General features: G+C 35.9%; 21 protein-coding genes, 1 tRNA gene and 1 pseudogene. 21 read left to right on the top strand and 2 right to left on the bottom strand.

Translation table 11 applies throughout. The annotated features are described in order from the left end of the window. Position 1: 1 nt before the first annotated feature. The 14 genes from F5ESL0228_RS02080 (at position 2) to F5ESL0228_RS02145 (ending at position 16,049) form a co-directional block, all read left to right on the top strand. On the top strand, positions 2–700 hold the full coding sequence (locus F5ESL0228_RS02080; protein WP_122017870.1) for a glycosyltransferase family 32 protein: 699 nt from the start codon (positions 2–4) through the stop codon (positions 698–700). Continuing rightward, positions 700–1,155 (top strand): SprT family protein, encoded by a 456-nt coding sequence (locus F5ESL0228_RS02085; RefSeq protein ID WP_122017871.1) that lies wholly within the window; start codon positions 700–702, stop codon positions 1,153–1,155. The genes F5ESL0228_RS02080 and F5ESL0228_RS02085 overlap by 1 nt, the downstream gene beginning before the upstream one ends. 93 nt (positions 1,156–1,248) lie before the next feature. Beyond that, positions 1,249–1,935: a MarR family winged helix-turn-helix transcriptional regulator gene (locus F5ESL0228_RS02090; RefSeq protein WP_122022697.1), complete on the top strand. Its 687-nt coding sequence runs from the start codon at positions 1,249–1,251 to the stop codon at positions 1,933–1,935. Positions 1,936–2,004: 69 nt separating this feature from the next. Continuing rightward, the gene (locus tag F5ESL0228_RS02095; protein WP_122017873.1) at positions 2,005–3,756 is read left to right on the top strand and encodes an ABC transporter ATP-binding protein; all 1,752 of its coding nucleotides are present in this window, start codon (positions 2,005–2,007) and stop codon (positions 3,754–3,756) included. A gap of 68 nt (positions 3,757–3,824) precedes the next feature. Further along, a tRNA-Leu gene (locus tag F5ESL0228_RS02100) sits at positions 3,825–3,910 on the top strand. Positions 3,911–4,098: 188 nt separating this feature from the next. Continuing rightward, on the top strand, positions 4,099–4,746 hold the full coding sequence (locus F5ESL0228_RS02105) for a glycoside hydrolase family 73 protein (RefSeq protein ID WP_122017874.1): 648 nt from the start codon (positions 4,099–4,101) through the stop codon (positions 4,744–4,746). Between the two features lie 77 nt (positions 4,747–4,823). Continuing rightward, on the top strand, positions 4,824–7,064 hold the full coding sequence (gene pcrA, locus F5ESL0228_RS02110; RefSeq protein WP_122017875.1) for a DNA helicase PcrA: 2,241 nt from the start codon (positions 4,824–4,826) through the stop codon (positions 7,062–7,064). Between the two features lie 36 nt (positions 7,065–7,100). Then, positions 7,101–9,113, top strand: a complete 2,013-nt coding sequence (gene ligA, locus F5ESL0228_RS02115; protein ID WP_122017876.1) for an NAD-dependent DNA ligase LigA — start codon at positions 7,101–7,103, stop codon at positions 9,111–9,113. Between the two features lie 13 nt (positions 9,114–9,126). Further along, positions 9,127–10,266 carry a CamS family sex pheromone protein gene (locus F5ESL0228_RS02120; protein ID WP_122018164.1) on the top strand — a complete coding sequence of 380 codons (1,140 nt, stop codon included), beginning with the start codon at positions 9,127–9,129 and terminating at the stop codon, positions 10,264–10,266. A gap of 11 nt (positions 10,267–10,277) precedes the next feature. Next, positions 10,278–10,580: an Asp-tRNA(Asn)/Glu-tRNA(Gln) amidotransferase subunit GatC gene (gatC, locus tag F5ESL0228_RS02125; protein ID WP_122017877.1), complete on the top strand. Its 303-nt coding sequence runs from the start codon at positions 10,278–10,280 to the stop codon at positions 10,578–10,580. Then, positions 10,580–12,019: an Asp-tRNA(Asn)/Glu-tRNA(Gln) amidotransferase subunit GatA gene (gene gatA, locus F5ESL0228_RS02130; RefSeq protein ID WP_122017878.1), complete on the top strand. Its 1,440-nt coding sequence runs from the start codon at positions 10,580–10,582 to the stop codon at positions 12,017–12,019. The genes gatC and gatA overlap by 1 nt, the downstream gene beginning before the upstream one ends. A gap of 3 nt (positions 12,020–12,022) precedes the next feature. Next, on the top strand, positions 12,023–13,453 hold the full coding sequence (gene gatB / locus F5ESL0228_RS02135) for an Asp-tRNA(Asn)/Glu-tRNA(Gln) amidotransferase subunit GatB (RefSeq protein WP_122017879.1): 1,431 nt from the start codon (positions 12,023–12,025) through the stop codon (positions 13,451–13,453). 30 nt (positions 13,454–13,483) lie between these two features. After that, the gene (locus F5ESL0228_RS02140) at positions 13,484–14,404 is read left to right on the top strand and encodes a diacylglycerol kinase family lipid kinase (protein ID WP_122017880.1); all 921 of its coding nucleotides are present in this window, start codon (positions 13,484–13,486) and stop codon (positions 14,402–14,404) included. Positions 14,405–14,636: 232 nt separating this feature from the next. Further along, a complete protein-coding gene (locus F5ESL0228_RS02145; protein WP_122017881.1) occupies positions 14,637–16,049 on the top strand; it encodes a DHA2 family efflux MFS transporter permease subunit in 1,413 nt (470 codons plus the stop codon). A gap of 514 nt (positions 16,050–16,563) precedes the next feature. Here F5ESL0228_RS02145 and F5ESL0228_RS02150 read toward each other — a convergent pair. Further along, positions 16,564–17,574 carry a choloylglycine hydrolase family protein gene (locus F5ESL0228_RS02150; RefSeq protein ID WP_122017882.1) on the bottom strand — a complete coding sequence of 337 codons (1,011 nt, stop codon included), beginning with the start codon at positions 17,572–17,574 and terminating at the stop codon, positions 16,564–16,566. Positions 17,575–17,883: 309 nt separating this feature from the next. Continuing rightward, positions 17,884–18,594: a Bax inhibitor-1/YccA family protein gene (locus tag F5ESL0228_RS02155; protein ID WP_122017883.1), complete on the bottom strand. Its 711-nt coding sequence runs from the start codon at positions 18,592–18,594 to the stop codon at positions 17,884–17,886. A 174-nt stretch (positions 18,595–18,768) separates the two neighbouring features. On the opposite strand from F5ESL0228_RS02155, the gene rlmD reads away from it, so the two are divergent. The 7 genes and pseudogenes from rlmD (at position 18,769) to F5ESL0228_RS02190 (ending at position 25,601) form a co-directional block, all read left to right on the top strand. Continuing rightward, positions 18,769–20,127 (top strand): 23S rRNA (uracil(1939)-C(5))-methyltransferase RlmD, encoded by a 1,359-nt coding sequence (gene rlmD / locus F5ESL0228_RS02160; RefSeq protein ID WP_122022698.1) that lies wholly within the window; start codon positions 18,769–18,771, stop codon positions 20,125–20,127. A 245-nt stretch (positions 20,128–20,372) separates the two neighbouring features. After that, the gene (locus tag F5ESL0228_RS02165) at positions 20,373–20,639 is read left to right on the top strand and encodes an AbrB/MazE/SpoVT family DNA-binding domain-containing protein (RefSeq protein WP_122017885.1); all 267 of its coding nucleotides are present in this window, start codon (positions 20,373–20,375) and stop codon (positions 20,637–20,639) included. Positions 20,640–20,666: 27 nt separating this feature from the next. Beyond that, positions 20,667–20,855 (top strand): hypothetical protein, encoded by a 189-nt coding sequence (locus tag F5ESL0228_RS08350; RefSeq protein WP_199713301.1) that lies wholly within the window; start codon positions 20,667–20,669, stop codon positions 20,853–20,855. A 123-nt stretch (positions 20,856–20,978) separates the two neighbouring features. Beyond that, a pseudogene (locus F5ESL0228_RS08400) lies at positions 20,979–21,185 on the top strand (type II toxin-antitoxin system YafQ family toxin); the annotation flags it as partial. 200 nt (positions 21,186–21,385) lie between these two features. Continuing rightward, positions 21,386–21,592: a helix-turn-helix domain-containing protein gene (locus tag F5ESL0228_RS02180; RefSeq protein WP_369916839.1), complete on the top strand. Its 207-nt coding sequence runs from the start codon at positions 21,386–21,388 to the stop codon at positions 21,590–21,592. A 32-nt stretch (positions 21,593–21,624) separates the two neighbouring features. Continuing rightward, positions 21,625–24,387, top strand: a complete 2,763-nt coding sequence (locus tag F5ESL0228_RS02185) for a type I restriction-modification system subunit M (protein WP_122022700.1) — start codon at positions 21,625–21,627, stop codon at positions 24,385–24,387. Next, positions 24,387–25,601 carry a restriction endonuclease subunit S gene (locus F5ESL0228_RS02190; RefSeq protein ID WP_122022701.1) on the top strand — a complete coding sequence of 405 codons (1,215 nt, stop codon included), beginning with the start codon at positions 24,387–24,389 and terminating at the stop codon, positions 25,599–25,601. The genes F5ESL0228_RS02185 and F5ESL0228_RS02190 overlap by 1 nt, the downstream gene beginning before the upstream one ends. Positions 25,602–25,630 lie beyond the last annotated feature (29 nt).

Genomic DNA, 25,630 nt, shown 5'->3' on the forward strand with positions numbered 1-25,630 from the left:
AATGATTCCCAAAATTATTCACTATGTTTGGGTTGGCGGGAATCCGAAACCCAAAAATATTCAACGTTGCATGAAAACGTGGCATAAACATTTACAAGATTATCGATTTATGGAATGGTCTGAAGATAATTTTGATCTTCATGAAAATAAGTATATTGAGCAAGCTTATCAGGCAAAAAAGTGGGCCTTTGTATCTGATTATATTCGTGCCAAAGCCGTTTATGAATATGGTGGTATTTATCTTGATACTGACGTTTTGGTCTTAGACAATCTGAAAGAGTTACTTGTTGATCGTGCTTTTGCTGGATTTGAAAACAAGGATAATCCGTTTACTGCAGTTTTTGGTGCTGAAAAAAAGCATCCGCTCCTTAAAGATATGGTTGATTATTATGATAATCGTAACTTTGTATTTGATTGTAGCAATCAGCTTGCCGGTGTGAATACTCTCTCTGTTTCTACAATTTTAAAAACTAAGTACGGTGCGCAGCCAAATAATCAAGAGCAAATGCTGAAACAAGGCATTCACCTCTATCCTGACGGTGTTTTATGCAATCCATCAGCAGCTTCGAAAACAATTCATGTTTTTACTGGAACTTGGATGGAGGGAGAAAAGCCGCTAAAGCGCAAGCTTGTAACGGCACTTAAGGCAAGAATTAAAACACCAAAAGAAGCATCACTTTATGCTAGGCTTTTAAGATAATGACACAGTATGAATTAGAACAGTTGGTCAAAGAAATTTCTTTTAGGTTTTTTGGACAAAAATTTTCACATCAAGTTAAAATTAATCACCGAATGACCACAACCGGAGGACGCTACCATTTAAACGATCATCATTTGGAAATTAATGCCCATTTTTTGCTACCACAATATCGTGATGAATTAATTGGAATTATCAAGCACGAATTAACTCATTATCATCTTCATCTAGCTGGCAAAGGATACCACCATCGAGACCGTGATTTTAAAGTTTTACTTAATCAAGTAGGTGGTTATCAGTTTACTCCTGATATTGGATTACGGCGTACGAAAAAAGTGCGTTATGCTTATTTATGTCAAGATTGTGGACAAAACTTTATGCGAGTGCGCCGGATCAATTTAAGGCGCTATGTTTGTGGAAACTGTGGTGGTAAATTAATTCAACTTACTCTTAAATAATTTGTATGATTTTGTTTGACAATGTATTTATTAAGAAACTATAATTTAATTATAAGATTAGGTACCTAACTAAATGGAAAAGGAGATTTTATAATGAGTCAAACAAGTGATAATTTAATGAAACAACTTTATTTTATTATGCGGGCAGGTCGCTATTACATGTTTAAAGGCGAACAACCAATTTCCGGACAGAAACGTGTTCTAGCGGTTCTTAAGCTTGAAGATGGCTTAACCCAGAACTATTTAGCAGAAATTTTGGCTTTAAAACCAGGTTCCTTGGCCGAACTGCTCAAGAAAATGGAAGTTAAAGGTTATATTGAACGTAACACTGATGAAAATGATAAACGAGTAAAGCGGGTTTATTTGACTGCGCTAGGCAAAAAAGAAGCTGAAAAATTAGAAAAAATAAGTCAGGAATATGATACTTCATCATTTTTCTCTGGCTTGAGTGAGGAGGAACAAATTGAGGTTAGTCGAAAATTAGAAAAAATTGCTAATGGCTGGGATGATGACTTTAAGCATCAAGCCCAAAAATTTGTTGATCCAACTTTTCGGATGAAGGCGTTTAGACAATGGCGCAGTGCAGCAGTACATCATGAATTTTCAAAGGAAGAAATTGAAACTATTCGTCATCGGATGTCGGAACGTAATTCTAATGGTTTTCACTGTCAATTTAATCACCATGGTTTTAAAGATAGATATTGTTCTGGGGAACGAATGAATCAATATGACAAAGACTTTTGGAAAAAGTTTTGGGGAAAAGATGATAAAGAAAGTTAATTAATAAAAAAGTTTTTCAGAATTGAAAAACTTTTTGTTTAAATCGGAAAAAGAAAGTAGAGATAGGTTATGGCGTTTAAAGCGCATAAAAAGGAGACCAAGCTTGTTAGTTTGCGAAGTTTTTGGCAATTATTAAGCAAATTACAACTAAAAAAGTCGCTCTTTGTAGCCGGACTAACATTAAGCTTAATTACGAGTGTCACCAATTTAGCATTACCGCTTTTAACGAGAAAGTTAGTGGACACGAGTAAATGGAATAGGGTTAACTTTTTTGTTCTTTGGCTGATTGTAATTATTTTTGTTCTTCAATTAATTCTAGGAACAATTGGTGGCTATCTTTTGCGTTTTTTTGGTGAAAGTGTCGTGAAAACTTTACGAGAGAAGTTATGGGCACATTTATTAAGATTACCAATTTCTTACTTTGATGAAAATAAGGCAGGTGAAAGTAGTTCACGACTTGTCAATGATACTGGAGTCATTAAAGACGTGATTGCAGCACAGTTTCCCAACTTTATAACTGGTGCATTGCAGTTAATTTTTTCATTAGTGATTTTATTTGTCATGGATTGGCAATTAGCAGCCTTAATGTTTATTGTTATTCCCATAGTTGCTTTAGTTTTACTTCCTGTTGGACGAATTATGACACGCTTAGGACGTAAATTACAGGCTGCAACGGCCAGATTCAATGGAGAAGTTAGTGAAAAATTAGCAGAAGTTAGGCTAATTAAAGCAAGTAATGGTGAAAATTATGAACGTCAAGAAGGCAATAAATTAATTGAAAAGATATTTCAAATTGGAATTTTGGATGCCAGAGTTGAAGCGATTTTACAACCAATGATGACGACCCTAATGATGGCAGCTTTTGCTGGTATCCTTGCTTTTGGAATTATTCGTGTTGGTCAAGGAACTTTGACTAGTGGTTCTTTGGTTGCATTTTTGCTTTACTTGTTTAATGTGATCACACCTGTTGCAAATTTTGCTGCTTTCTTTTCCCAAATTCAAAAGGCTCTCGGATCTACAGAAAGAATTCAAGCAATTTTTCGTTTGCAGCCAGAGGTAAGTATTGTGCAAGATGGCTGTACTTTACGTAATCAAACATTATCTTTTGAAAATATTAATTTTAGTTATCAGGTAGGTGAACCGGTTTTACAATCAATTTCTTTTACTGTTAAACCTAATTCTGTCATAGCCTTTGTTGGTCCGAGTGGAGCAGGAAAGTCGACAATTTTTTCGTTATTAGAACGATTTTATCAACCTGATTCAGGCCAAATTATGATTCAGGGACGTGATATTCAATCACTTGATTTACAAGCTTGGCGTGAACAACTTGGTTATGTATCACAAAATAGTGCTATTTTTTCAGGTAGTATTCGTGAAAATTTAAATTATGGGTTATCGCAAAAATTAAGTGATGATGATCTTTGGCAAGGGCTTAATTTTGCTTATGCAGCTAACTTTGTTCGTGAGTTCCCACAACAGTTAGACACACAAATTGGTGAACGTGGAATCAAATTATCTGGCGGACAAAAACAGCGATTAGCAATTGCACGGGCATTTTTGCGCAATCCGCAGATATTAATGCTTGATGAAGCAACTGCAAGCTTAGATTCGGAATCTGAGCGTAAAGTTCAACAGGCTCTAGAACAATTGATGTCTAATCGAACAACGTTAGTTATTGCTCACCGCTTAGCAACAATTGTTAATGCTGATCAAATATATTTCATTGAGCATGGCTACATAACTGGTCATGGAACGCATCATGAATTGTTAAAAAATCATCCCCTATACGCTCGTTATGTTAATGAGCAAATGGTTAATTAGTGTTTAAAAAAATGTTCAATAAAAACTTGTGTTGAAGTAAATTTTGCGCTATAGTATTGAATGTACTTGCGGGCATGGCGGAATGGCAGACGCGCAAGACTAAGGATCTTGTGATCGTTTTTAGATCGTGGAAGTTCGAGTCTTCTTGCCCGCATTATTTAGAGGAGCTATTGCTCCTTTTTTTGTCTATTAATGTTGGCATTCAAAATGCTACGTGCTCAAGTTTTAAGCAGTAGTTAATTTTTGAATGCTTTTTTTATTTTAAAAATTAATTACATTCCATAATTTAAACGTTGAAGAGGTTATACTTAAAGTAACAATTAAAAAAGCAAGGAATATTTCATGGTAAAAAGACGGAAGAACAAAAAGCAACCCAGTTGGCTGATCATTATTCATGTGTTTATAATTTTATTCTTATTGATTATTCTGTTTATTGCTATACGGTATTATCGCAGACAAGCAATTCAATCAGAACAACTTAGACAAGAACAGATTGCTCGCCAGCAAGCTCGGGCCAAAGTCATTAGAGAACATAAGGCATTTATTCAGAAAATAGGTCCAATTGCTCAAGAAGTAGATCAAGAATTTGCTCTCTTGCCAAGTATTACGATTGCTCAGGCATGTCTTGAAAGTGATTATGGCCAAAGTAGCTTATCGCAAAAGTATAATAATTTGTTTGGGGTTAAAGGTACTAATCCCAATACTTCCGCAGTTTTAATAACTAAGGAATACGAAAAAGGTAAATGGATTGTTGTCAAAGCCAGGTTTCAAATTTATGATTCATATGAAGCATCAATTAGAGCTCATGCACGACTTTTTCAAAAAGGCACAAGTTGGAATGCCCACCAATATCGACATGTATTAGCATCTAAAGACTATCAAACGCAGGCCAAAGCCTTAGTTAAGGATGGGTATGCTACTGATCCCAATTATGCAAATAAATTGATTAAATTGATAGAAGAATATCATTTAGATCGATTTGATAAATAAAAGACAAACCATTCCGAATACCGTCTTTATCTTTGGTACAATATAAGAGCTATAGAAATTTTGTGAAGGGAATCAGAATGAGCGAAGAATCAATTTTGGCTGGGTTAAATCCGCAGCAAGAGCAAGCCGTTAAAACCACCGAAGGACCACTATTAGTTGTTGCTGGTGCCGGTTCGGGAAAAACATCTGTTTTAACCAGACGAATCGCCTACCTTGTCGAAAAAAAAGGTGTCTTACCGTGGAATATTTTGGCAATCACGTTTACTAATAAGGCGGCTAGCGAAATGCGCGCGCGTGAGCAGAAATTATTGGGGTCACAAGCAGCAGACATATGGATGTCGACTTTTCATGCTCTGTGTGTCCGTATTTTGCGTCGAGACGCTGAAAAAATCGGTTATAATAACAATTTTTCAATTGCTGATTCGGCTGAGCAATTAACCTTAATCAAACATATTGAAAAGGAATTAAATGTTAATCCTAAAACATATGAACCTAAGCGTGTATTATCAACCATCTCTAATGCTAAAAATGATTTATTGACACCCGATGAGTTTGAAGCTAATAAAACATTGCCCTTTGAAAAGGTCGCGGCGCAAATTTATCATGAGTATCAAAAGCGATTGAAACATGATCAAATAATGGATTTCGATGATTTGATTATGCAGACATTGGTTTTATTTAAAACTGATGAGACCGTTTTACATTATTATCAAAATAAATTTCGTTATTTACTAATTGATGAATATCAGGATACTAATCGTGCTCAATATGAATTATGTCACAAATTAGCAGCCAAATATAAAAATATTTGTGTTGTTGGTGATGCGGATCAGTCAATTTATGGTTGGCGTGGGGCCAATATGGAAAACATTATGAATTTTGAGCAAGATTATCGAAATGATGGTGTTCAAACAGTTAAGTTAGAGCAAAATTATCGTTCAACCGGGCATATTCTATCTGCAGCTAATGCGGTAATTAAGAATAATCGTAATCGTAAAGCTAAAAAGCTCTGGACAGACCAAGGTGATGGCGAAAAGATAACGTATTATCGTGCCCAGAGTGGTGAAGATGAAGCTCATTTTATTATTAGCAAAATTCAAGAAAAAACTGAAAAAGCTCATTTTTCTTATAGTAATTTTGCTGTATTGTATCGAACCAATGCACAATCAAGAACAGTTGAAGAAGCATTTGTTAAATCAAATATCCCATATCAAATTGTAGGAGGACATAAATTCTATGATCGTAAAGAAATCATGGATATCATGGCTTATCTTAAACTGATAGCTAATCCTAGTGATACACTGAGTTTTAACCGAATTGTCAATACACCTAAACGTGGGATTGGAAATGTAAGTGTTGAAAAATTCATTTCATTTGCGCAAACGAATGGGTTGTCTTTACTTGATACATTTAATCATATAGGTATGGCTGGGCTATCGGTTCGTGTTGCAGATAAGTTGAGTGATTTTGGTGTAAAACTTCGTGATGCAATTAACTATGCTGAAAGTCATAGTGTGACTGGCTTAACAGAAAAGATTCTCCAAGATTTTGGTTATACAAAAGCGCTCAAAGACGAAAAAACTATTGAAGCTGAAACTAGACTAGAAAATTTAGATGAATTTTTATCAGTTACTAAGCGATTTGATGATCAGTATGAAGCTAGTGATGATACTAGCGCACTGAGTGATTTTTTGGCAGAAGTTTCGCTACTAAGTGATCAGGATGATTTAGCAAATAATAATGATCAAGTCGCATTGATGACCCTTCATGCTGCAAAAGGACTAGAATTTCCAATTGTTTTTTTAATTGGAATGGAAGATGGACTTTTCCCTTTGTCAAGGGCTTTGCTAGAAGATGATCAATTAGAAGAAGAACGAAGATTGGCCTACGTTGGAATTACGCGGGCGCAAAAACAGTTATTTTTAACTAACGCTTATTCACGAATGATGTATGGACGCATGCAAAATAATCAACCATCGAAATTTTTAGAAGAAATTGATCAGGCTGACCTTAATTTGGAAAGTTCTGTTTCTGAGAGAATTACCAATCCAGATTTTCACGTTCAGACTGCTCCTTTTGCAAATATAGATGAACGAGCCCGAGCACAAGTTTATACACCTAAAGTTAAAGCAGCAGGAGCAATTGGAGCTGAGAAAAAAGGTTGGAATGTTGGCGATCAAGTTGAGCATAAGGCATGGGGTCGAGGTGTTGTGACTAAGGTTAGTGGTAAAGGTGAAGATATGGAACTAGATATTGCCTTTAAAGATCAAGGAATCAAGCGGCTATTAGCGGCATTTGCTCCAATTAAAAAGGTATAATAATAGTTAATAATAATTTTTATCAGGAGAAAGAAAATGGCAGATTTAACTCTTGATGAGGCCAAAAAAGAAGTTTCCGTACTTAGAGAAAAACTTAATGATTGGGCTGATGCGTATTATACAAAAGACGCGCCCAAAGTTGAAGATTATATTTATGACCAAAACTATAATCGACTAGTTGAACTAGAACAAGAATTTCCCCAATTAATCAGTTCAGATTCAATCACTCAGCACGTGGGTGGTCAACTTGATAGTGAGCTTTCAAAAGTCACACACCAAGTCCCGATGTTATCTATGGGGGATGTTTTTTCAAAAAAAGAATTAGTGGAATTTGATCAACGTGTTCAAAAACAGTTAGGTCATGCAGTTGTTTACAACGTAGAATTAAAAATTGATGGACTATCAATTAACTTAGAGTATACTAATGGTAAATTAATGCGTGCTTCAACTCGTGGAAACGGGCGCGTGGGTGAAGATGTTACTGCTAATGCGCGATACATTAAAGATATTCCTCAAACTTTGCCTGAGAAACTGACAATGGAAGTACGCGGTGAGTGTTATCTGGGGAAACAAGCTTTTGCAAAGTTGAATGAAGAGCGTGATGAAAATGGCGAGACAATTTTTGCTAATCCGCGTAACGCTGCAGCGGGGTCATTACGACAGTTAGACGCACAAATTACAAAAAAACGTAATTTAAGTACATTTATTTATACCTGGGTTAATCCTCCAAAACAAATAACTAGTCAACATCAAGCAATCGAAAAATTGGCTACTTTGGGTTTTCATACTAATCAAACTGGGCGTCAATTGGCAACTTTAGATGAAATTTTTGATTTTATCGATGAGTATACAGCTAAAAGGGACAAATTAGCCTATGGAATTGATGGAATTGTTCTTAAAGTTGATGATTTGAATTGGCAAAATCAGCTGGGAGCGACAGTAAAAATTCCGCGGTGGGAAATTGCTTATAAGTTTCCTCCAGAAGAACAAGAAACCATAGTTCGAGAAATTAAATGGACGGTGGGACGAACAGGAGTAGTTACGCCAACAGCAATCATGGATCCGGTTCAGTTGGCAGGAACTACCGTTTCTCATGCTGTTTTACATAATGCGGATTTATTAAAAGAAAAAGATGTTCGTATAGGTGATACCGTGGTACTACATAAAGCTGGTGATATAATTCCTGAAATATCACAAGTTATTATAGCTAAGAGACCAGCAGACACTATAAAGTACCAAATTCCCGTGTATTGTCCGTCTTGCGGTGAAAAGCTGATTCATTTGCAAGATGAAGTCGCTTTGCGTTGTGTTAATCCGTCATGTCCAGCTCAAATAGAAGAAGGTATCACGCACTTTGCATCACGACCGGCAATGAATATTGACGGATTAGGACCTAAAATTGTTCGCCAACTTATTAAGCAAAATTTAGTCCACAATGTAGCGGATTTATACCATTTGCAAGCTACTGATTTAAAAAAATTAGATCATTTTAAAGAAAAATCTATTAATAATTTGTTGACTGCGATTAATAAGTCCAAGAATAATTCAGTTGAATTGCTTTTAACTGGATTAGGAATTGACCATGTTGGTGCAAAGGCAGCTAGATTGATTGCTCAAAATTTTAAAAATATAGCAAAGATTATGGAAGCAGACGTGCAGGATATTACAGGAATCGCTACAATAGGCATGACAATTGCGGAATCATTGACTACATATTTTGCTCAAGAAGAGGTTGTGGATCTGATAAAGGATCTGCAAACTAGTGGCGTTAATATGGATTATCTTGGTGAAAGTAAAGAACAAGTATCTGAGATCCCAGCTAATTACTTTAAAAATAAGACTGTAGTTTTAACGGGAACCTTGGAGCACTATACACGTAGTCAATTTACTGAAAAATTGCAGGCATTAGGGGCTAAAGTAACAGGGTCAGTTTCTGGTAAAACTGATTATGTTATTTATGGCAAAGATGTCGGTTCAAAATATACTAAGGCACAAAAATTAGGAGTAACGTTATTGACTGAAGAAGAGGCAATTGCTCAAGTTGAATAGGGGAACAGGTAAATTGAAAAAATATTTGCAGATAATTGCAATTTTGGGTACGCTGCTGAGCTTGACGGCTTGTGGAAACTTAAAGAATTCAAGTTTAGCTAATAATGCCAAGACATCATCAGGCTCGAGCGTCAAGACTTATCAAACAACGGATACAGGTAATAATGGTTATACCGTTTTACTAAAAAATGGTCACTATGTAACCAGTCCTATTTCAGGCTTAACCGCTACTAATAATGATAATTCTGTTGATACACGAGAATTAGAAAGAGGATTAGTTCAAATTTCCAAAGGTGTTTACTCAACTAATTCTTATGTTTTTCAGGAAGGACAATATATTAGTTCTGCAATGGTTACTGATTGGCTGGCTCGTAAATCGAAGTCTAATCCGGCTGGGTTAAATCCACCAATTGGTACGAAGAAAAATTATAAACCGTATTATTTAGAAGAAATTATTGAGCAGGATTTTTTAACTGGCTCAGGCTCCAATTATCACATTGGTGGAATTAGTATCGGATTAGCGTTAAATTCAATTGACTATTATCAAAAAACAAAAGGTGGACCAGAGTATCAGGAAACGATTGCGCGTTCTGAGCAGAAAAAATATGGTAAAATGGTAGCCGATCAACTCGTTCAGCGATTGCGCAAACATAAGGCATTGAAGAAAATTCCAATTACAATTGGTCTCTTTTCTAAGGAAAGCAAAGACTCATTAGTATCAGGAACGTATTTTTTGAGTGGGACAGCGGCTGCCAATAGTAGTAAAATAACTAAATGGAAAACTATTTCTACTCAAACTGAAGTACTGCCAACTGTTGGCAATAAAAAGGCAATCAATAGTACTGATGCATCAAGCTTTAATAGCTTTAAAGAATCAATTCAAAATTATTTTCCGAATATTAGTGGTGTAACGGCAACGTTGCGTTATGAGAATGGCAAGTTAACTCAAGAAAATATTTCGATAACGACGCAGTTCTATGGTTATGAACAAATTCAAAGTTTTACCCGGTTAGTGTTGTCAACTTCAAAAAAATACTTGGAAAATGATGTTCCAATTGAAATAAAAATCGGATCTGTGAACGATATTCAAGCATTAGTTGCTAAAGAAACGGGAGATAGTGATTATCAAGTCCATATTTATGGCGGTGAATAGGAGGTATTTGTGTGGAAATCACAGAAGATACAATTAAGCATGTTGCGGTTTTATCGCGGCTTGAAATTGATGAAAAAGATATCAGTAAAGTTACCGAACAAATGAGTTCAATTATTAATATGGCTGATCAGCTTTCAGAAGTTGAAACTAAGGGTATTGAGGAAACAGTTCAAGTAGTTGATCGTGATACCGTGTTTAGAGAAGATAAGCCGGAGCACTGGCAAGATCGGACTGAATTAATGAAGAATGTTCCTGAACAAGCTAATGGCTTCATTAAGGTACCGGTAATTATTAACAAGGATGAGGACGAGTAATGAACTACTTAAATGAAGATATTGACTCATTAAACCAAAAATTAGCTCAGGGTACTTTGTCTGCTGATCAGTTAGCGCAAGATACTGTGACAAATATAAAAAATACGGATAACAAACTTAATGCATGGATTACTGTTCAAGACAATGTTAAAGCAGAAGAAGACTTGGATTTTACTAAAAATAAATTAGCGGGGATTCCGATTGCTATTAAGGATAATATTATTACTAAAGACGTTAAGACAACCGCTGCCAGTCATATTTTAGATAATTATATTCCTGTATATGATGCGACAGTAATTGAACGTCTTAAGGGGGCACAAGCAACTTTTGTAGGTAAGACAAATATGGATGAGTTTGCCATGGGTTCATCAACTGAACATTCCTATTTTGGTGCTACTCATAATCCATGGGATTTGGATAAAGTTCCGGGTGGGTCATCCGGTGGTTCGGCAGTTGCTGTGGCGTCTGGGCAAGTGGTAGCTGCACTTGGCTCCGATACTGGCGGCTCTATTCGTCAGCCAGCTGCATTTAATGGTATCTTTGGAATTAAGCCCACTTATGGACGAGTATCGCGTTGGGGGTTAATCGCGTTTGCTTCATCACTTGATGAAATTGGAGTAATGAGTAAACGTGCTAAGACTTCAGCCGAAGTTTTAAGTGTGATCGCTGGAAGTGACGAGCATGATTCAACTTTATCAACTCGCGAAGTTCCTGATTTTGCGAGCTTCATTGGAAAAGATGTCAAAGACTTGCGTGTAGCTGTTGTTAAAGAATACATGGATGCCGTTGATGGTGACATGCGTGAAGTTATTCAAAACCAAATTGATGTATTAAAAGATGCTGGCGCAATCATTAATGAAGTATCATTACCATTGACTAAGTATGTTGTACCAGATTACTACATTATTGCATCTAGTGAGGCTTCTTCAAATTTGCAGCGTTTTGATGGTATTCGCTATGGCTATCGTGCTCAAGATACGAAAAACTTGCTAGATGTGTACGTGAAGTCACGTTCTGAAGGCTTTGGTGAAGAAGTAAAACGGCGAATTATGCTTGGATCTTTTGCTTTATCTGCTGGTTCCTATGATCGTTTCTTTAGACAAGCTTCTAAGGTTAGAACTTTAATTTGTGACGATTTTGATCGAATTTTTCTTGAAAATGATGTAATTGTTGGACCAACGACTACTACACCTGCATTTAATATCGGTAGTGAAATTTCAGATCCAATTAAAATGTATAACAATGATATTTTGACGATTTCGGCTAACTTAGCAGGAATACCTGCTGCCAGTGTACCAGCCGGATTAGTTGAAGGAATGCCAGTTGGTTTACAAATCATGGCTAAGAGATTTGATGAGGGTAGTATTTTCCAAGTAGCAGATTTTATTGAACGTAATAATAAGTTTTATGAAAAAACACCAACTGGAATGGAGGATTAATTGATGAATTTTAAATCAACAATTGGGTTCGAGGTTCACTTCGAATTAAAAACTAATAGTAAAATTTTTTCACCTTCACCAGTAAGTTATGGTGCTAAGCCAAATACTGAAACAAATGTAATTGACTGGGCGATGCCGGGTGTGTTACCTTACGTAAATAAAGATGTATATCGCTTAGGTATCATGGTGGCTTTGGCAACTCATTCACACATTTTGCCAAATACGCATTTTGATCGCAAAAATTATTACTATCCAGATAGCCCTAAGGCTTATCAAATTACCCAATTTTTCCAACCACTTGCACGTGATGGCTATGTTGAAATTGAATCACATGGTAAGAAGAAACGGATCGGTATTCATGAAATGCATATCGAGGAGGATGCAGGTAAAAACACGCATGGAACTAATGGCTTTTCTTATGTTGACTTAAATCGACAAGGTGTGCCTTTACTTGAAGTTGTTTCTGAACCAGAGATTTCTGATCCTGATGAGGGTTATGCATATTTGGAAAAATTACGAAAGATCGTTCAATTTACTGGTGCTTCAGATGTTAAGATGGAAGAGGGTTCCATGCGGGTTGATACCAATATTTCCATCCGTCCCGCTGGTCAAAAAGAACTGGGTACTAAAGTCGAAATGAAGAATTTGAACTCTTTTGAACATGTACGTAAATCTCTTGCTTATGAAGAAAAAAGGCAGGCTCAAGTACTTCTTTCAGGTGGACGTGTTCAATTATCGACTCGTCGTTTTGATGAGGCAACAGGTAAAACCGTCTTGGAACGTGTTAAGGAGGGCGATGCTGATTATCGTTACTTCCCAGAACCAGATTTAGCTCCGGATCATATTAGCCAAGAATGGATTAACGAGATTAAGTCAACTTTACCTCGTTCTGCTGAAGAACGCTACCACCAATATGTTGGTGAATTTGGCTTGAAAGACTATGATGCACAAGTTTTATTGCAGACTAAGGAAAGTTCAGACTTTTACGATGAAACAGTGGCAGCCGGTGCAGATCCGCAATTAGCTGCTAACTGGATGAATACACAAGTTAACGGTTATTTAAACGATAATCGCGTTGCACTTGCCGACATAAAATTAACACCTAAAAATTTAGCTGCAATGATTAAATTGATTAAAGACGATACTATTTCTTCTAAAATTGCTAAGAAAGTTTTTGCAGAAACAGTTGCTAATGGAACTGATCCAAAGAAGTATGTTGAGGATCAAGGAATGGTACAGTTATCAGATACTAGCGTACTTGAGCCAATGGTTAAAGAAGTCGTTGATAACAATCCACAATCAGTTGAAGACTTTAAGAATGGTAAGGATCGTGCGATTGGTTTCTTAGTTGGCCAGATCATGAAGCAGACTCGTGGCAAGGCTAATCCTAAAGTAATTAACCAACTTCTGAATCAAGAACTACAAAAGCGTTAAAGTACAGTTTTAAGTAATAAGGTAGTAATTATGACTAAAAAAGCAAGATTGATTTATAATCCTGTATCTGGTCACGAACAGATGCCTAAGAATGTTGCCGACATTTTGGACGTTTTGGAACAAGATGGTTATGAGGCTAGTGCTTTTAGAACCACACCTCAAAAACAAAGTGCACAAAAAGAAGCCACAAGGGCTGCAAATGAGGGTTTTGATTTAATTGTGGCAGCTGGCGGTGATGGTACAATTAATGAAGTGGTTAATGGAATTGCTTTTCTCGAAAAACGACCACAAATGGCAATTATTCCAGCAGGGACTACAAATGACTATGCGCGAGCTTTACATATTTCGCGTAACAATGTTGGGGATGCAATTAAAGTAATTCTTAAGCATAAAACTCGTGAAATGGATATTGGACAAGCAACATTTGCTGGTCAAACCCAGTATTTTGTGAATATTGCAGCTTGTGGATCATTAACTGAATTAACATATGGGGTACCTTCCGAAGTTAAATCGGCGTTGGGATACACGGCCTATTTAATTAAGGGTGCTGAAATGTTACCTCACTTAACTGAAAATGAATTGCGACTTACCTATGATGATGGCGTTTATGAAGGGAAGTTATCAATGCTGTTATTGGGTATGACTAATTCGATTGGTGGCTTTGAACAAATCATGCCTGATGCCAAGCTAAGTGATGGTCTCTTTCAGTTAATTATTGTTAAGCCTGCTGATCCAGTTAAATTGTTACGACTGATGGCTTTAGCAATGAACGGTAAGCATGTTGATGATCCAGATATTATTTACACTAAAACTCGCAGTTTAAAAATTGAACTAATTGGTAAGAGTGTTGGAGAAAAACTTCCTGTTAATCTTGATGGTGAAATTAGTGATTACTGTCCAGTTACTTTTAAAAATTTACAGCAGCGGATTGAATTTTTTGTAGGTGAATAAAATATAATAATCATTCTGCATTGAGCTTAAAATTCTAACATTATTTTATAAGGCCTGACCCTAACATTTTGGGGTCAAGCCTTTTAGTTATCTCTTAATTAAAACTATATACACTAATAGCATTAACTAGATATTTTTAAATTTATATTTTTAAAAAACTTACGAACTTTTTTTATTTTTGATAAGATAAACGAGTTGCTCTTTGGGGCACAAAAAGTGAGAGGAGTTTTTTATGAATAATAATCAAGCAAGGATTCAAGTTAAACGTCCGTGGTTGGCGATGATGAGTATGATGATCGGAGCTTTTGTTGGCATGCTATCAGAAACTTCATTAAATATTGCACTACCGCAATTAATGAAGGCATTTCACATAAATTCAGGTGCCATTCAATGGCTTGTCACTGGCTACATGCTGGTAATAGGGGTCATTTTACCATTTTCGAGTTTGTTGACTAAATGGTTTTCTACACGGCAACTAGTTATTATTGGACTGCTTAACTTCATCGTTGGAGCAATTGTTGCAGCGATTGCGCCTAATTTTACCATTCTTTTAATTGGTAGAATGATCCAGGGACTTGGAACAGGGCTTATCTTGCCATTAATGTTCACGGTAGCTATGCTGATTTTTCCACCATATAAAATGGGAACAGCTATGGGGATTTGTGCATTAGTTATTATGCTGGCACCAGCAATTGGACCGACTGTTACTGGTATCATTCTAGGGAAACTGACATGGAATTGGATTTTCTGGTTCTTTATCCCTTTCTTAGTAATTGCTTTAATTTGTGCAATTGTAGGGCTTCCTAATACTGGTAAAATTACTAGACCCAAAGTCGATATCCTATCACTTTTAGAGTCAGTTGTTGGTTTTGCAAGTTTGGTAATGGGAGTTAGCTTTGCTTCGGATTTGGGTTGGTCTTCACCAACTGTTTTGTTAATCTTGGCTGTTGCTATTGTGGTTTTGATTTTATATGCATATCGCCAACTACGTTTAGAGCAGCCAATTATTAATCTTCATGTTTTCAAAAAATTAGCCTTTATGCAGGGTGCAATCTGTGTCATGTTAGACTTTGCAATTATTTTATCAGCGATGTATTTGTTGCCGCAATATTTGCAAAAAGGACTATTACTTCCAGTTGCTTTAACAGGAATTATTATGTTACCAGGTGGTATTATTAACGCAGCAGTTTCTGCTTTTGCTGGCCGTTTATACGACTCTATGGGTGCGAAAAAACCTGCTATAGCAGGTTTTGCAATTGCTATTATTGGTATTTTAATGCTGATCTTTTCTAATAATACTTCATCGATTATTTATGTTGTATTTGCTCATATTATTTTGATGATTGGTTGTCCTTTAGCGATGTCACCGTCACAAACGCATGCTTTAAATGTTTTACAAGGAGCTGAATCGGCGGATGGCAGTACTATCTTAAATACTTTGCAACAAATTATTGGTGCTGTGGCTACTGCACTTACGACTAGTTTTCTAAGTCTTGGACAAAGTGCTTATCAAGGTTTTAATAAAGCAGCACAATTCACAAATGGTGTGCATTATGGATTATATTTCACTTTGGCTTTAGCAGTTATCGGTTTAATTACTGCATTTACGTTAAAAAGTGAGCAGCGTTCGACTGATATAAATTAAGTATAGAACAGTTAACTTTTTAAATAAGGATTAACCCCGACTTGATATCGTGGTTAATCCTTTTTTGCCTTGTTTAAGATCGTAATTTATTTTTAGATATTTTTTAGAACTATAAAATATCTTTAGATTCAAAGAGATATCTAAAATTGGTCTAGCTTATTTAACGTTTTATTTGACCACAGATAATTTTGCTTTCTAGCTTCAAAAAATGACCAGTACCAGATCGTGGCTTAATTACGGGACAACTGGTAAGATACATATTTTTATGGAAATTAAGTCAAACAGACACAAATCATAATTTTTAACAAATTGCTTTTAGAAATTCTAAATTTCGTATTAAAAAATGCTCTAAAAATAGCTAATACAGCTTATACCAAAGATAATTACACATCTGAATAATGCTTATTACTATATGAAAATAATAATGGTAGTGCAGTAACTATTAGCACTGGTAATAAAAACCCCGAAGTTGTCCTAACTTCGGGGTTCATATCATTGATAAGTATTTTTTTATTTAGTTCATGTATTCAATATCTTCTGTTGGGTTAACCTTAAATTCATGATATTCAGTTTCTTGTTCCAGTTCTGGCGTTAATTTCACACATCTGATCCGTTGATTACCATATGTTGAGTAATAATAACTTCTGGTTTCGGCGCACATATAAGCTGAATAGCAAGTATAGTCGAACGTGTCTTCTGGTGTTACCACGATTCCACGCGGGATGCTGACTGATTCCAAAATATGGTGTGCTAGACTAACTCCGGCAAGCTCATCTTTAGGTTGTTCAGCATTGTTTTTCATAAACGCAGTTCTAATAAAACGTGATGTTGGAGTGAAGTCACCCGGTAAGCCAAAAGTACCAGAACCTTGACTAAAAGGCTTCAGTGTTTTGCCTAAAAACTTAATATCTTTATGTTGATTGGTCGTAACGGAAAGGTAATTGCGCAAATTGGTTTCATGCCAATGATAGTCAGGACTATTTGTCATAACGCCAATAGAATCCTTTATTACATGAATACCATCGGTTTGAGTTTCAATAATTATACTAGCGCCCGTTTCGTCTGAAAAGATATAGTGTAAAGGTGGAATAACTTTTAGTGCGGGACTTGCTTCATTGACTATGACCATTTTTTTAGTAAATAGGTCTTCAATATCATTTAGTGAATCGGCTTGTGACAAGACTGCAGAAATCACTTTGTCAGGTGAGACAGCCCAAGCATTGTTTGTAGCTTTATCAGCATAACTAGCATATCCAGGAAAGTATAAAACGGCTCCCATTAAGCCAGCATCATTAATCCCATCGCAGGTAACGGGCGCATCGTCAATATCACGTTGAATACTGCCCATACCGATAAATGAGTGCTTGCTGGTGATTTCTTGTTTGGAATCATAGGAAATAGCGAACGTTTTGTTTTTTGGTACAAAAACGACTTGCTCTGCCATTTCCATCATAAAATCCATTGTCCGAGACAAAAAGTGTTTTTTGTCTTTAGTTTCCATTGTGAAACTGCTGCAACCGATCATGTCATAACCTCCATTTATTTTATTGATAAATTATATTATAAAAAGTATAGGAGCATTTAAGCAGTAATTCAAGTCTTTTAGGCTTAAATATTAAATTAAAGTGAGATTTGTTCATTAAAAACAATAGCCGTTATTTGCTATATAAGTAAACGGTAGTGATAAATAACGGAAGAACATTTATTAAAGAAGCATTATTTTTAGTCATATCATAATTATCAGTTATTTTTGATTTAGAATTACTCAAAATAAAAAAGTTTCAACATACCAGATTTTAAACCCGATTATGTTGAAACTTAGCAAAAAATTTGATTAGTTACGACTGTTGCCGCTGCCACCAAAAATTTCAAGTAAGAACATAAAGATATTAACGAAATCAAGATAGAGTTGTAAGGCACCAAGAACGGCTAAACCATTAGGAGATAATTGGTCACCGTAATTATTGTAAATAATCTTCATCTTATTGGCATCACTTGCAATCAAGCCGGTGAAGATGATAACCCCAATAAATGAAAAAATATAAGTAACGGCTGGGTTATGCAAAAACATGTTAACAATCCAAGCCACTAAAAAGCCAATTAAGGCAGCACTTAAATAGGAATCCCAATTGGCTAAATCTCTTTTCGTAAAGGTGCCAAACATCGCCATGGTAATAAAAACAGCGGCTGCTGAGATAAAGGCGGTTGTAATTTGGGTTCCGGTATAAAAACCAGCAATTAAAGCAAATTCGAAGCCATAAATGGCTGCCAGCACGATCAGCATTGCTAAGCTGGTAGATGGACGACGATTGGCGTTAAAGCTAATTCCCATGGAGAGACCAAGAGGTACTAATAAAATAAACCAGATCATAGCAGCAGGAATATTAGCTACTGCTGTTCGAAAAACGGTCATAGTCAGATAGGCAGCAAGAGCCGAGATTAATACAGCACCACCCATCAAGGCGTACATTTTGGTCAGAAAACTATTGGTTTCGGAGATAGTATGAATTTGGTGGCGATTTGAATTACTTTCAAAATTATTCATAAAAAACGACCTTTCTATTGGAATATTTAGTAATAAAAATAGCACATATGAGTAGATTAGTGAAGATAAATTGCTGAAGTTAAATCAATATTAAGAAGAGCGCTACTAATTACTTTTGACGTATTTTTTAGTAGAATAAAATAGTTAACTAATGTTTGTAAAAAAGGACAAAAAATGGAAAAAAATCAAATTATCAACTTAGAAATTACTGACTTATCTTATGAAGCAATGGGCGTAGCTCATTATGAGGGCATGACTGTCTTTGTGACTAATGCACTACCTGGTGAAGTGATTAGTGCCAAAATTTTAAAGGTTAAGAAGACCTTTGCTTTTGCTAAAATTGAAAGAATTATCAAAGAAAGTCCCGATCGGGTCAAAATTAAACTCAATGAGTGGGTGCAAACTGGGCTAGCATCTTTAGCACATATTAAATATAATAAGCAACTTGAATTTAAACGTAATCAAGTGGTTAATTTATTGAAAAAAGCTCATCTTGATGACATTGAAGTAGGAGCAACTTTGCCAAGTCCAGAAGAAACTGGTTACCGCAACAAAGCTCAAGTCCCAGTGCGTGAAATTAATGGACAGTTAGAAATTGGCTTTTTTAGAAGACATTCACACGAATTAATTCCGCTAACTAATTTCTTTACGACTGATCCCGAAATTGACCGGGTTTTAGTAGCTGTGCGTGATATTTTACGGCAATCCCGCGTTCCGGCTTATGATGAAATCCATAATCAAGGTGAAATCCGTTATTTAGATGTTCGTCGCAGTAAAGCGACAGGTGAAATAATGGTCATTTTGGTATGTTTACATAAAGATTTCCAACAATTGCCTAAAATAGCTGCAGAAATTAAACAGATTAAAGGTGTTACTAGTTTAGTTCTGAATTATAACCCGAAAAAAACTAATGTGATTTTGGGTAAAGTAGATTACCTGATTTTTGGTAAGCCGCAAATTACTGACCAGATTGGTGACGTCAAATTTAGAATTTCGCCAGAAAGTTTCTTCCAAATTAATTCACTCCAAACGCCGCGTCTTTATGATTTAGCAATTGAAAAAGCTAAGCTTCAGCCAGAAGATGCTGTTGTTGATGCCTATTCTGGGATTGGTACGATCGGATTAACTGTTGCTAAGCATGTGGAATCTGTTCGCGGTATTGAAAGTGTCAAAGATGCAGTTAAAGATGCAAATAATAACGCTGAATTGAATCATATTAGCAATGCGAAATATGTGACTGGTAAAGCTGAAGAAATAATGCCGAAATGGGCTAATAAGGGGATGAAGACTGATGTTATTTTCGTTGACCCCCCAAGAAAAGGCTTAACCCCAGAATTTATTAAAGCCGCCGTTAAGACTAATCCCAAGAAGATTGTTTATATTTCGTGCAATCCAGCAACCCTAGTGCGTGATCTGCAAGAATTTCAGAAGTTAGGCTATACTTTTGACCAGATTGATCCTGTCGATATGTTCCCGCAAACACCTCATGTTGAAGCAGTGACGGTGTTAGAACGCATAGAAAAAGCGCGCTAGTATTTATAAATGATTAAAGTGTACTAATTTTGATAATTGGAATTAGTACATTTTTTTGTTTTAGATTGACAGTGGGTTCAGCCACTGACCATTAATTATTGGATAAGATATTTTGGGACTTGGGATGAAATTTTATTAGCACAGAAAAAGCAAGGATAAGGCCAGATTGTTTTCTCTTTCTTGGTATTTAATACAAATTCTGATAAATTTTTGTAAGAAGTAAAACGTAAACCAGGAGCGATATGATGGATAATACAATTACGGGCAAAATGTCACAAAAGGGTCAAGTTGTAATCCCTGCTACAATCAGAAAAGCCTTAGGCTTAACTAAGGGCACAGAATTATCTTTCGAGGTCAAGGGTGACGAAATCACAATTAAAAAATTACCGACCGCTTTAGATTGGGCTAATTTGGTAAAACCAATTCCGGTTGAAGATGTCGAAATTGATGAGGACGGTAGCTACGATTCCAAGAAGTCCCCAGAATTTCACGATTGGATGGTTAACGGTTAATGGAACCCATGGACATTTATATTGCCAATGTTTCCTTTGATAAAGGTACGCAAAGTCCGACCAGCTCTTGTGATTGAGGTTGGTCGAGAACAGGTAATGGTTTTTAAAGTAACCAGGCAGTATCAAAATAATTCACCTCAATTGTACTATCCGATTAAAGACTGGCAACAGGCCGGCTTAAAGAAGCAATCATACGTTGACATTCACCGGTTGTAGCGCTTTTTTAAAAAGTGGGTCTTTAGTCAGCAACCACTTGGCAAATTAACAGCTGTTGATCGATTGGCTCTCTTTAATTTCATCAAAAATGCCAAATAAAAGCAATCATCGTCTGATGAATATGGGGACCATCCACTAAAACGCCGATTATCCGGATATCGAGAGTTCCATGTTCGTGATACTCCTCGCAGAAAGCAACCCAATGACATCAATGATGTACTAGTAATTTGGTATGTTGAACGTAATGAATTAATTGCCGTTGGAGTTCGAGTTGGGTCGCATGATCAATTGTTTTCTAATCAAAATAGTTTAAAGAAGTATCATAAATAATAAATCCTTTATAATGGAGGATTTTTTAATTCGTACCTTTTGGCAAACTGGTTGTTTAGCAGCACTGAGTATTTCATCTTCATTGCTTGACAGCAATTAACGAATAAATTGTCATCTAGCGGCTGATTATTTATCAGCTAAAAAATATGTGGATGCAAAATAAATATTCAAAAAGTGATATTTATTTTGGTATAATTATTATTGTTAAGTACCAATCTCTAGCTGATGAAAAGGAAAAAGTGTGGAAATTGTTAATTGATCATGGTTGGAAGAAGAAAGATCTATGTGCGAAAAGTGGTATTAGTTCTGCATCAATTGCCCAATTGGGCAAAGATGGGAATGTGACGACGGAAGTATTACTTAAGATATGTGCAGCATTAGACTGTGATATTAGTTACATTATGTAAATAGTAAAAAAATAAAGGCGGTAATAAAGTAAATGATTACATCAGAAGAAATTAAACGTCGTTTGTGGGATGGTGCCAATAACTTAAGGGGCACAATGGATGCTAGTCGCTATAAGGACTACATGCTTGGATTAATGTTTTACAAGTTTTTAAGTGATAAAACTTTGCAGGCATTTAAAGAAACAGCTGCCCTGCCAAATGAGGCAAATGTCTTAGAAGAATATCGAAAAGCACATCAAGATTACGGTAAAGACTTAGACAATACTGTTCAACAGGTACTTGGCGGATACATCATAACGCCAGAGCATTTATATCAAACGTGGGTTGAGGATATTGAAAATGGTGACTTTGAACTATCCGAGGTAATGGATAGCTTGAACGCTTTTGAACGATCAATTACGGTAACGGATGATTCAGCTGATTTTAAAGGACTATTTTCAAGCTCGGTAATTGACTTAACTAATACTGCTTTAGGTAGTGATTTAAACAAACGTAGCAAAAATATCCGAGATTTAATTGGGTTATTTGCGGATTTAAATTTAGCTGATTTGCAAAATGGAGATGTTCTTGGGGATGCATACGAATATTTAATTGCTCAGTTTGCTTCGGACTCTGGTAAAAAAGCAGGGGAATTCTATACTCCTTCACAGGTTAGCGAAGTAATTGCACAAATTATCGCTAGAACAACAAATATTAGTTCAATTTATGATCCGACTGTTGGGTCTGGTTCTTTACTATTAACAGTTGGTAAGCATTTGTCTTATGATCAGCAAAAGAATCTTCATTATTATGGGCAAGAATACATTACTGCGACCTATAATTTGACTCGTATGAATCTGTTATTGCATGGCGTCAGACCTGAAAATATGGATATTCGTAATGGAAATACAATGTCCACCGATTGGCCAGAAGATCCATCACGCCCAGGTGAAGGTGTTCAATTCGATGCTGTTGTTATGAATCCACCATATTCGGATAAAAATTGGAACAAACATGAGGAAAAGCCATTAAAGGTTAGCGATCCACGATTTTCTGAATTTGGCGTCTTACCTCCTGATTCTAAAGGGGATTTTGCATATTTAATGCACGGTCTTTATCACTTAGGGCAAAAGGGAACAATGGGAATTGTTTTACCACATGGGGTTCTCTTTCGTGGCGATACAGAAGGAGAAATTCGTAAGAAATTAATTGATAAGAACAATATTGATGCCATCATCGGATTGCCAAGCAATTTATTTACTAATACAGGGATCCCCGTTGTTGTACTGATTTTAAAGAAAGACCGTCCTTTAGATGCTCCAGTGTTAATTGTTGATGCTTCTAGTGACTTCATCAAAGTTGGTAAAAATAATGTATTGCGAGAGCGTGATATTGCCAAAATTGTGGATACCTATGTGAATAAACAAGAGATAGAAAATTATAGCCACTTAGCTAGCCTAAAAGAGATTAAAGCAAACAATTATAACCTAAATATTCCCCGATATGTAAATACAGATAAAGAAGGAATTGTACAAGACGTTGAAGGACATCTGTTAGGTGGAATACCACAAACAGATGTCAACAAATTAAAAGTACTTCAATCTACGGCACCCGATATTATGGAAGCATGCCTTGAGAAAATACGTCCGGGGTACGTTACTATTCGCGAACCACTAAATGAGCTGAAAACACAAGTTTTAAATAGTGATGCGGTTCAAACAAAGATCAGTGGAATGCTATCAGATATACATAAATATTTTGCTAAATACTTCGATCAGCTAAAATCAGTTACTAGCGCAGATGCGATTATGCAATTGAAGAAAGATATGCTGGAAGAAATTAAATCAATCTTAGCCAATTATCAAAATGTGGATCAATATGCTGGGTATCAGATTATAGCCACGCTTTGGGCAGATTTTCTTGAAAATGATTTAGAATTAATCAGCAACAAGGATTTCTACGATGCTGGTAGATCACGTAAACCAAATATGGTTACAAAAGGTCAAGGAAATAAAAAACATGAAGTACAAGAAGGCTGGGTTGGAAAAATTGTCCAAAATAGTTTAGTTAAAGACTTATTGTTTAAAAATGAAATAGCTGACATAGAAAATCAAAAGTCTCAGGTTGATGAATATCAAGTTCAACTGGACGAAATTAGAGATTCATTATCAGAAGAGAATGGAGAGTTTGACGTTTTAAATGCGGATAACACAGAATTTAACGCAAAGTTAGTCAATGATGAGTTAAATGAAACCATCAAAAACGTGGATCTTCCGGAAGTAGATGCTTTGCAAGAATATATTGATTTCTTAGAAAGTGATCCAAAACCCAAAAAAGAAGAAAAAATTGCCTTTATGCAAGAACATGCAACAATTAATTGGAATAAGATTGATAAAAATAAAGACGGTACAGTGGGTAAGGGCAAAGCAAATAGTCGGATTAAGCAACTGAAGAGTAATATTGAGTTTGAAGAGGGAAGCTATGAAAGTAAATTAGTCAAGGTTTCTGAAATTCTTGATGGTAAAAAGCAAGACGAGAATCGCATTAAAGAGGAAGAACAGAAACTCGAAGAAGCAGTGTATGCCAAAATACCAAGACTTACTGATGAAGAAATAGATCAGTTAATGTATGCAAAGTGGTTTGCCAACTTACCAGAAAAATTTGCTGAATTAGTTAGAGAACCAATCAATAAAGAACTGGCTACTTTGAATGAATTAAATAATTTATACTCGGTGACTCTTTCCGATTTGGATAATGATATAGAGAAACTTGAAGGCAAGCTAGCTGATATGTTTAACGATTTGGTGGTGAAATAATGAGCAATCTCGAAAAAAGAAAAGTACCGAAAAGGCGGTTTAAAGAGTTTGAAAATGCTCCCGCTTGGGAACAACGAAAGCTGGGGGAAGTAGCTGAAATAACTATGGGCCAGTCTCCAAGATCATCAAATTATACAGATAACCCAAGTGATTATATCCTAGTCCAAGGAAATGCTGATATGAAGGATGGAAAAGTATTTCCGAAGGTTTGGACTACTGAAATTACGAAAACTGCCAATTGTGGAGACATTATTTTATCCGTTCGAGCGCCAGTCGGTGAAGTAGGTAAAACTGAATATAACGTGGTTTTGGGCCGTGGTGTTTCTGGTGTTAAAGGTAACGAATTTATATTTCAATCACTAAAAAAGATGAATTATGTTGGATACTGGAACAGATTTAGTACGGGGTCAACTTTTGAAAGCATAAATTCGAATGATATTAAAGACGCTAAAATCACAATTCCTTCAGAACAAGAACAAAAACAAATTGGTTCATTCTTCAACCAACTCGATACCCTCATCACCCTTCAACAGCGTAAGCTCAATAAATTGAATAACTTGAAAAAATCATATTTGGCAGAAATGTTTCCCGCTGAAGGAGAGCGTAAGCCAAAACGCAGATTTGCTGGATTTACCGACGATTGGGAACAGCGTGAGCTCGGAGATAATCTAAAATCGATTCATACAGGTACTAGCTTATTAGGATCTGATTCTAATCTAGGAATGCCATTGCTTAAAATGGGAAATATAAATAGAGGTTATTTTTCACTTAACAAAATAGAATTCTTAAGAAAAGATGCTAATATTGATAACCTAGATCTTGTTAAAAAAGGTGATTTTTTATTTAACACTAGAAACACACTAGAACTTGTAGGAAAAGGTGCCACTTGGACTGGAACATCTGACAATTATGCGTTTAACAGTAATATTGCTCGTTTCACTTTTAAAGGTATAGATACAGTATTTTTTAACTACCTCTATAACACAGAGTCCATGATAAAACAGATCCATTCCAGAGCAACCGGGACAACTAGTGTAGCCGCCGTTTATCCTCGAGACATTGTTTCTATCTCATATTTGATTCCCAAGCTAACTGAACAAAAAAAGATTGGATGTTTTTTCAATCAACTAGATAACCTCATCACTCTTCATCAGCGTAAGATCGATAAGCTCAAAAAACTAAAGGATGCTTATTTAAACGAGATGTTCGTTTAGTTTCAGCGTAAGTAAATTCTGAAAATGTA

It is taken from the genome of Lactobacillus sp. ESL0228 (genome assembly GCF_003692825.1).
GTDB lineage: Bacteria > Bacillota > Bacilli > Lactobacillales > Lactobacillaceae > Lactobacillus.

Coding starts and splice junctions, on each gene's coding strand:
- gatB (WP_122017879.1), top strand. CDS start 12,023: ATGAATTTTAAATCAACAATTGGGTTCGAGGTTCACTTCGAATTAAAA.
- gatA (WP_122017878.1), top strand. CDS start 10,580: ATGAACTACTTAAATGAAGATATTGACTCATTAAACCAAAAATTAGCT.
- F5ESL0228_RS02165 (WP_122017885.1), top strand. CDS start 20,373: ATGGATAATACAATTACGGGCAAAATGTCACAAAAGGGTCAAGTTGTA.
- F5ESL0228_RS02150 (WP_122017882.1), bottom strand. CDS start 17,574: ATGATCGGTTGCAGCAGTTTCACAATGGAAACTAAAGACAAAAAACAC.
- pcrA (WP_122017875.1), top strand. CDS start 4,824: ATGAGCGAAGAATCAATTTTGGCTGGGTTAAATCCGCAGCAAGAGCAA.
- F5ESL0228_RS02085 (WP_122017871.1), top strand. CDS start 700: ATGACACAGTATGAATTAGAACAGTTGGTCAAAGAAATTTCTTTTAGG.
- F5ESL0228_RS02080 (WP_122017870.1), top strand. CDS start 2: ATGATTCCCAAAATTATTCACTATGTTTGGGTTGGCGGGAATCCGAAA.
- F5ESL0228_RS02105 (WP_122017874.1), top strand. CDS start 4,099: ATGGTAAAAAGACGGAAGAACAAAAAGCAACCCAGTTGGCTGATCATT.
- F5ESL0228_RS08350 (WP_199713301.1), top strand. CDS start 20,667: ATGTTTCCTTTGATAAAGGTACGCAAAGTCCGACCAGCTCTTGTGATT.
- F5ESL0228_RS02140 (WP_122017880.1), top strand. CDS start 13,484: ATGACTAAAAAAGCAAGATTGATTTATAATCCTGTATCTGGTCACGAA.
- F5ESL0228_RS02145 (WP_122017881.1), top strand. CDS start 14,637: ATGAATAATAATCAAGCAAGGATTCAAGTTAAACGTCCGTGGTTGGCG.
- F5ESL0228_RS02185 (WP_122022700.1), top strand. CDS start 21,625: ATGATTACATCAGAAGAAATTAAACGTCGTTTGTGGGATGGTGCCAAT.
- ligA (WP_122017876.1), top strand. CDS start 7,101: ATGGCAGATTTAACTCTTGATGAGGCCAAAAAAGAAGTTTCCGTACTT.
- F5ESL0228_RS02155 (WP_122017883.1), bottom strand. CDS start 18,594: ATGAATAATTTTGAAAGTAATTCAAATCGCCACCAAATTCATACTATC.
- rlmD (WP_122022698.1), top strand. CDS start 18,769: ATGGAAAAAAATCAAATTATCAACTTAGAAATTACTGACTTATCTTAT.
- F5ESL0228_RS02095 (WP_122017873.1), top strand. CDS start 2,005: ATGGCGTTTAAAGCGCATAAAAAGGAGACCAAGCTTGTTAGTTTGCGA.
- F5ESL0228_RS02190 (WP_122022701.1), top strand. CDS start 24,387: ATGAGCAATCTCGAAAAAAGAAAAGTACCGAAAAGGCGGTTTAAAGAG.
- F5ESL0228_RS02090 (WP_122022697.1), top strand. CDS start 1,249: ATGAGTCAAACAAGTGATAATTTAATGAAACAACTTTATTTTATTATG.